The 6,711-nt window shown below is 64.4% G+C and carries 7 protein-coding genes and 2 pseudogenes; 4 read left to right on the plus strand and 5 right to left on the minus strand.

The window, feature by feature from the left end; all coding sequences use genetic code 11:
- Window positions 1-170: 170 nt before the first annotated feature.
- The 4 genes and pseudogenes from MRBLAR12_RS16090 to MRBLAR12_RS16105 all read right to left on the minus strand — a co-directional run.
- Window positions 171-1,128 (minus strand): annotated as a pseudogene (locus MRBLAR12_RS16090) (IS481 family transposase).
- A gap of 105 nt (window positions 1,129-1,233) precedes the next feature.
- On the minus strand, window positions 1,234-1,431 hold the full coding sequence (locus MRBLAR12_RS16095) for a hypothetical protein (RefSeq protein WP_229995543.1): 198 nt from the start codon (window positions 1,429-1,431) through the stop codon (window positions 1,234-1,236).
- Between the two features lie 2 nt (window positions 1,432-1,433).
- Complete coding sequence (locus tag MRBLAR12_RS16100; protein WP_364747122.1) at window positions 1,434-1,670, minus strand: hypothetical protein; 237 nt, start codon at window positions 1,668-1,670, stop codon at window positions 1,434-1,436.
- Window positions 1,671-1,719: 49 nt separating this feature from the next.
- Window positions 1,720-1,938, minus strand: a pseudogene (locus MRBLAR12_RS16105) (IS3 family transposase); the annotation flags it as partial.
- 559 nt (window positions 1,939-2,497) lie between these two features.
- Between MRBLAR12_RS16105 and MRBLAR12_RS16110 the strand changes: the two are divergent.
- Window positions 2,498-4,180: a hypothetical protein gene (locus MRBLAR12_RS16110; protein ID WP_364747124.1), complete on the plus strand. Its 1,683-nt coding sequence runs from the start codon at window positions 2,498-2,500 to the stop codon at window positions 4,178-4,180.
- A gap of 458 nt (window positions 4,181-4,638) precedes the next feature.
- Here MRBLAR12_RS16110 and MRBLAR12_RS16115 read toward each other — a convergent pair whose 3' ends face one another.
- Complete coding sequence (locus tag MRBLAR12_RS16115; RefSeq protein ID WP_356815837.1) at window positions 4,639-4,974, minus strand: transposase; 336 nt, start codon at window positions 4,972-4,974, stop codon at window positions 4,639-4,641.
- Between the two features lie 154 nt (window positions 4,975-5,128).
- On the opposite strand from MRBLAR12_RS16115, the gene MRBLAR12_RS16120 reads away from it, so the two are divergent.
- The 3 genes from MRBLAR12_RS16120 (at window position 5,129) to MRBLAR12_RS16130 (ending at window position 6,613) form a co-directional block, all read left to right on the plus strand.
- Complete coding sequence (locus MRBLAR12_RS16120) at window positions 5,129-5,668, plus strand: zinc-ribbon domain-containing protein (protein ID WP_364747126.1); 540 nt, start codon at window positions 5,129-5,131, stop codon at window positions 5,666-5,668.
- The gene (locus tag MRBLAR12_RS16125) at window positions 5,652-6,017 is read left to right on the plus strand and encodes a zinc-ribbon domain-containing protein (protein ID WP_356815833.1); all 366 of its coding nucleotides are present in this window, start codon (window positions 5,652-5,654) and stop codon (window positions 6,015-6,017) included. The genes MRBLAR12_RS16120 and MRBLAR12_RS16125 overlap by 17 nt, the downstream gene beginning before the upstream one ends.
- 80 nt (window positions 6,018-6,097) lie before the next feature.
- A complete protein-coding gene (locus MRBLAR12_RS16130; protein WP_364747128.1) occupies window positions 6,098-6,613 on the plus strand; it encodes a zinc-ribbon domain-containing protein in 516 nt (171 codons plus the stop codon).
- Window positions 6,614-6,711 lie beyond the last annotated feature (98 nt).

The following is a 6,711-nucleotide window of genomic DNA, read 5'->3' on the forward strand; positions in this document are numbered from 1 at the left end:
GGGCACCTTAATTTTCGTGAGAGTCTGACAGCGCCGTCGATCACGACGCGCCAGCCCACCGGATGAGGCCACGAACGGATACGAAAGAGCGGTCCAAGACACGAGAGCCTTGGACCGCTCACCCTTGACCTCTTGACAATGAACCCCTACATATCAGGTGTACTGAGCCGTCAGGTTGGTGACACTCGGGTGATGGGTGTGGTTCCGATGCCGGTGTGGATGCGTTCAGTGTTGTAGTGCTGGAGCCAGGGCGCAAGTGCGGCTTGGCGTTGGTTGTTGCTGGTGAAGACCTGGCGGTAGGCCCATTCGGTTTGCAGGGTCCGGTTGAAGCGTTCGGCTTTGCCGTTGGTCCAGGGGCAGTGGGGCTTGATGAAGCGCTGAACTGCTCCGAGGCCGGCGACGGCCTGGCGGAACGCGGCGGAGTTGTGGTAGGCGAAGGCGTTGTCGGTGATCACGCGTTCGATCCGGTGGATGCCGTGGCCGGCGAAGTAGCCTGCGGCGCGGGTGAGGAACCCGGCCGCGGTGGCACCCTTCTCGTCGGGGAGGACCTCGGCATAGCCGAGGCGGGTGTGGTCATCGATCGCGACGTGGACGTAGTCGTATCCGATGCCGCGTCCCTTGACCTGCTCCGAGCGGTCGTGGGCGCGCCAGCCGCCGCCGTCGGGGATGCGTCCGAGCTTCTTGACGTCCAGATGGACGAGTTCCCCGGGCCTGGCCCGCTCGTACCGGTTCGCCGTGGTTCGGGCCGCGCGGATCGGGGCGCCGGTCAGCGGATCGCAGTCCGCGAGCCGCGGAACCCCGTGCCGCTGCAGGATCCGGGACACCGTCCGGGCCGGGACCCCGGTGGCCGCAGCGATCCGCAGCGGACCGAACCGGGAGGACCTGCGGGCGCCCAGGACGGCCTGTTCACGTTCGGCACTCGTGCGCCCGGGCGATGACCTCGGCCGGCTCGAGCGGTCCGGCAGACCGGCCGGCTCCTTCGGCCCGGAACCGTCTGACCCACCGGTAGGCGGTCTGCCGGGACACGCCCAGCTCCGCGGCGATATGGGCGACCGGGCGGCCTGCGGCCACACGGTCAACGATCAGGCGTCTTCCATGAACTGTCAGGCGGGCATTAACGTGGGACACGAGGACCTCCGAGCGCAAAGTGTGTGAACTAGACAGCACCACTTAGCCCGGAGGTCCTCCTCGTTTTCAAGCCCCACATGTCAACAACGTCCCGGCGCAGTACACCTAGGTCGCGCCGAGGATCAGCTTGCCTGAGACTTCGCTGTAGGCCTGCGTAACGGCCAGCATAGGCTTGTCGCCGAGCCGCACGTTGGCCACCTCCAGCGCAGTCACTTCACCCCAACGAAGCCCGCATGTGCCCGCCAGCATGACCATGAGTCCGCTGTTCCCTGCCTCACGAGCAACCGCGGTTAGCTGCTTCATGGTCAGGTAAGTATGGCGCCTGACCGGGCGGGCGTCCGGTATGTAGTCCGCGCGACCAGTGGGGTCCTTCGCGGGTTACCCGCGAGGAGACGCTTCCTGACTGCGTAACCCATGATGCGGCCAAAGACCTTGCTCACGAGTTCCCGCGTTCGGGCCCCGGCGGGCTTGCCGTCCATGCCCTTGAGCGTCGTGATCCAGTCGCTAGTTGCGTCATAGGTGACGTTTGATATGCGAGTCACGCCCCATCGCGGCTCAAGGGACTGCCCCGGCTTTTGTTGACTCGGGGTCTTAGGCCGCTAAGAGCGCGGTCTGGTTGATTGTTTCATATTCGATCGGCGTGAGTTTTCCTAGCCGTCTTTGCCGTCGCCGGCGGTGGTACGTCCTTTCGATCCAGGTGGTGATCGCCAGGCGGAGCTCCTGGCGTGTGAGCCATCTCTGGCGGTCCAGGACGTTTTTCTGCAGCAGCGAGAAGAAGGATTCCATCGCGGCGTTGTCCGCGCACGCGCCCGCTGTGCGGCGCGCGGCTTCGGCCGGCCCAAGGCCAGAGGGTGGGTGCGCGCATCTCCGTGGAGGGCTCCGACGCCGTTCGCGGCCCCCGGTCAACACAGTGAACCTCTACATTTGGAGGGACGAAGACGAGCCCTTGGCCGAGCTGGCCGACTCGGACCCGAGGGCTATGAGAGAAAGCAACGTGGCGGTCCACAATTGATGGTGGACCGCCGCGTGGCTGGCTTCGCGCTCCATGTCCCGGACATTACCACCGGCCTCCGACACGTAGGCGGGATGAGCGGCGACATCATCCCTGCGCCCTGACCTGCGCAATCATTGTCGGGAGCGGTGTCTGGGCACTATGCTCGGCGACGGGGGGAGCCTGGGAGCCGGCTCAAAGACTTGGGGGAACAATTGAAAACACAGACCATCCGCCTCGGCGCCGCCGGGGCACTCACCGCGCTCTCGCTGACCGGCCTCGCCGTTCCGGCCCAGGCCGCATTGACGATCGACCCCCTGTGGCCCGGTCGTCGACTCCGTCAAAGTCTGCACGGCCGAAAACGGATCGACCTATGCCATGCTCGTCAACAGCGCCGTCGCCGGCCCGCGGCCCGGCATCAGCGGTGCCCTCATGGTCGGCAGCACCCTGACCGTTGTTGACGGTGCCTGGGATCCCGCGGACGCCACGCTCACGCACCAGTGGCTGCGCGACGACGTGCCTATCCTGGGCGCCACCGGCCCCACCTACCGGCTCACTGAGGCGGACCTCGGCAAGGGCATCCGGGTCAAGACCAGGGCAACAGCCCCGGGCTATGCAAAGACGACCCTGCAGTCCGCCAAAACCGCGCCCGTCACGAACGCCGGTGGTGCCGTCCCGTCAATCCAGGCGGACCCGAGCGTTTCGTTCCAATTGGTCGGCGAGGGCACCAGCCTGGATGACCCCAGCCGCCTCGTGATCGCTTCCGGGGGGAGTTTTCGAGGCGCTCCGGTTATCTACGTCCAGTACCAGTGGCTTCGCGACGGCGCGCCCATCCCTGGTGCCACCGCGCGCATGTTCGACACGACAGGCTGGGGATCGAAGGGGCTGCTCAGCTTCAGGATCACCGGCCACGCTCCCGGGTTCAAGCCGGCCACCAGGACCTCGTTGCCCAGATCCGTCTCTGAATTCAACCCAACGCCCGGCGCCGTGGTCACCGGCGGCACCGGCCTGGGGGACGTCCTTACAGGCGTTGATAATGTTCCCAGGCTTGGCTTCACCGGACCAGGCGAGCCGGTTGAGCACTACTACACGTGGTTGCGTGACGGTGTTGTTATTCCCGGAGCCACCGGGCTGACGTACACGATCACTGCCGAGGACCAGGGGCACACCCTGGTCCTGAAGACCGACAGTACGAGGCGCTGGTCCTACGGCAACTCCTACTCCAACGCTGTCGCCGTGCCGGCTGCCGCGGGCACGGCCGTCGAGCTGAAGCCGCTAACTAACGTCACCAAGCCCCTCCTGACCGGGGCCTTCACGACCGGCACGCCGATGACCGTGACGGCCGGCACCTGGTCCGAACCGGCCGAGAAACTGAAGGTCACCTACGACTGGTTGATGTCGGACGGAAGGATGTGGGCCGGTGGCCCGTCCTACACCCCGGGCAGGCCCCAAGTTGGCATTACCGTCTCCGTCTTCGTGACGGTCTCCGCCCCGGGCTATGCCCCGACCCGCATTAAAGTCACCGCCCCCAAGCCCCTGACACCGCGTGACCCGGATCAGACCAAAGCCCCGGCCATCAGCGGCTCAGCAACCGTGAAACAGACACTGACCGTCTCCGCCGGCGTCTGGACCCGCTATGACATGAGGGTGGTGAAGGAGTCCCGCCAGTGGCTGCGCGACGGCGCCCCGATCGCCGGGGCGACCGGCCGCGACTACACCCTTGTGGGCGCAGACTTCGGCAAGAAAATATCCGTCAGGGTCACCTCCACGCTGGAGGGCAGGATCCTGAAGACCCAGACGACCGACGCTTCGGCGAAGGTGGCCGCTGCGACCCTGAGTTCGGCCACGCCGACGATTGCCGGCACCGTACAGGCCGGGAATTTCCTGACCGTGAAGCGGGGCACCTGGAGCTGGGGCACTGCCTTCACGTACCGCTGGCTGCGCAACGGCGTCCCGATCCGGACCGCCGACAAGGGCACCAAACTCACCGTCCGGGTCACCGGTTCCCGGCTCGGCTACACGACCGTCTCTCGGACCAGCGGGGCGCTTACCGCCCGCTGACCCATGCCGCTGACGCTTGGGATGCCTCCTACGGATGAACCGAACCCCGGATCACCTGTTGCTCAGTCTTATGCGTCCTCCGGGGCAGGCAAGAACAAATAGCCCTGCCGTGCAGGACCCCGGACCACAACGGTTCCGGGCCCGGAAGCACAACGACCACTTCGACAAGGTGGACGAGTTCTTGGTCGGCGCTGGAGGCCCATCAGGGGCCCTGTTCTGCTTTCTCTTGACGCCGCGAAGAGTGTCCTGGGTCTGAAGGGCAGGGAAGCCCGCGCCGTTGATTTAGCGCCGACTACCACTCAGTCCTGGCTACTGCGGCCGACCGCACTTCCGCAGCGTCATCGGAGTCCTGGACAGGGAAGCCTACGCTGACGCCGAGGCACGTGTTGACCTAAGCCAGCCAAAAAACTCCTGTTCGAGTGTGACCTCTCCCTGATGCGGGCTTCTCGGGGTGCGGTTTACGCCGTGTCCCGCAGGACCAGTCCGGCCCTGGGTATGTTGACCGCCGCATTGATGTCGGCGTCGTCCCGATGCCCGCACGAAAGGCAATGGAAATGCTTGCCGTTCCGGTTGGCCGCCTCCCGGTGCCCGCAAGCACTGCAGGTCGGGGAAGTGTAGGCGGGGTTGACTTGGATGAACTCCCGCCCGGCGCTTTCAGCCTTGGCGCGTATCAAATCCAGGAACTGTCTCCAGCCTGCATCGCGTATGGGCCGGTTGAGTCCGGTCTTTGCGCTCCCTCCATTGGGTTCGTAGCCCCCGACCCCGTCAGGCCGAGGTGCGGCCAGGCGGGTCATGCCAGCGGTGTTGAGATCTTCCGCGCGGGCCGGATCGAATTACGGCGGCGGGGTTACCCCCACCCGTTGCACTCGGGTCAAGTCGGTGCGGTCCCGCGGAACTGATCTGTGTCCGAGAAACGCTGTCAGACCTAGGGGCTACGCTGACGAAGCCATGACGAAACGACTAAGTATAAGCTTGACCGCCGCCGCGCCGGAACTCGTAGGGCAGTTCCATGAGAGCCTAAACGGGCAGGTTTCATTCGACCAGCTGTCACCTGGAATGCATATGAAAGTGTGGTGGAAGTGTGAGCGTGGCCATGTCTGGGAGGCCGCGGTCTATAGCCAGGTTGCCGGCATTGGGTGTCCATTTTGCGGGCAGCGAAAGGTGGGCTACGGCAATGATCTCGCCACGTGCGTGCCGGAGGTGGCGATGGAATGGCACCCAACGAAGAACTTGCCGCTGACGCCTGACCAAGTGTTGCCCCAATCTAATCGGCGAGTTTGGTGGTTGGGTCTTTGCGGACATGAGTGGGAGTCCATAATTTCCAACAGGACGAAGGACTTTCGTCCGGGCGGCCCGTACTGCGCGAACCAACGAGTCGGATATGGCAATGACCTTGCGAGCCGTCACCCGGAAATCGCCGCCGAATGGCACCCCACGAAAAATCGCGACCTCCTGCCGCACCAAGTGACTGATGGCGCCCCGGCATAACGCTTGGTGGCTCTGCAACAATGGGCATGAATGGCAGGCCATGGTTTTCAAGCGAACCGCAGGGAGTTCGTGTGGAAAGTGCCTGCTAGTTGGCCTCTCGGAGTTGGAGATCGGCACATATGCCGAGATCCAGCATGTTCTCGGCAGTCACTACAGCCAGATAGCCAATGATGTTAGCCTCAAGCTTTCGAACGGGCGGCGACTGCGCATCGACGTGGTTGTCGACGCTTCGCCATCGAGTTCGACGGCTCGTATTGGCATGCCGAGAAGGAACCCCGCGACCGGGAAAAGACCAGACTCCTGGAGAGCGAGGGGCATACGGTTGTCCGCGTACGTGAGTATCCGCTAACGCCCCTCGGCCCCTCCGATGTGGTGGTTCGACGTGCACCCTCGGCTTTGGAGGTGGCGTCGGTGGGGCACTTGGCCGACATGGGCTTGCTGACTTCCGACGCCACGAAGGTTGTGCGGGAATACATAAAAGCCGCGGTTGCTGGGGGAGAGGACTACGCCGCCCAGATTATCGCCGTGCGAAGGCTTGGCGACTATGGTGCCCGGTCCTTGGCCGTGCGTTTCCCACTGGTAGCTCTGGAATGGCATCCAACCCTCAACCACAAGACACCTCGGCAGATGACCGGGGCCTCCGGGCAAAAGGTGAGGTGGCTTTGCCCTGTGGGCCACGAGTACGCTGCCATGATTGACCAGCGGACTGGAAGAGGAACCGGCTGCGGGTATTGCTCGGGTCGCTATCCCACGCGCGAGACGTCCCTTGCTGTGCTTCGCCCTGAACTGGCAAGACAACTTCACCCGACACTGAATGGAGAGGTGACTGCCGAAGTGCTGTTGCCTCACACGGGCAAGGTGGTGTGGTGGCTCTGCAGCAGCGGCCACGTCACGCAGGATTCAGTGTGGGCCGCCACGGAGTTCTCGGACAGTGGACCCCCTTAAAATCGGGGGACTACTGAAATGAGGAATGTGCAGAATGCCTGCATCACGTCGCCGGTTCAGCCAGGAGTTCAAGGACCAGCTGTGCGAGGAAGTCGTCT

It is taken from the genome of Arthrobacter sp. LAR12-1-1.1 (assembly GCF_040676555.1).
Taxonomy (GTDB): Bacteria; Actinomycetota; Actinomycetes; order Actinomycetales; family Micrococcaceae; genus Arthrobacter.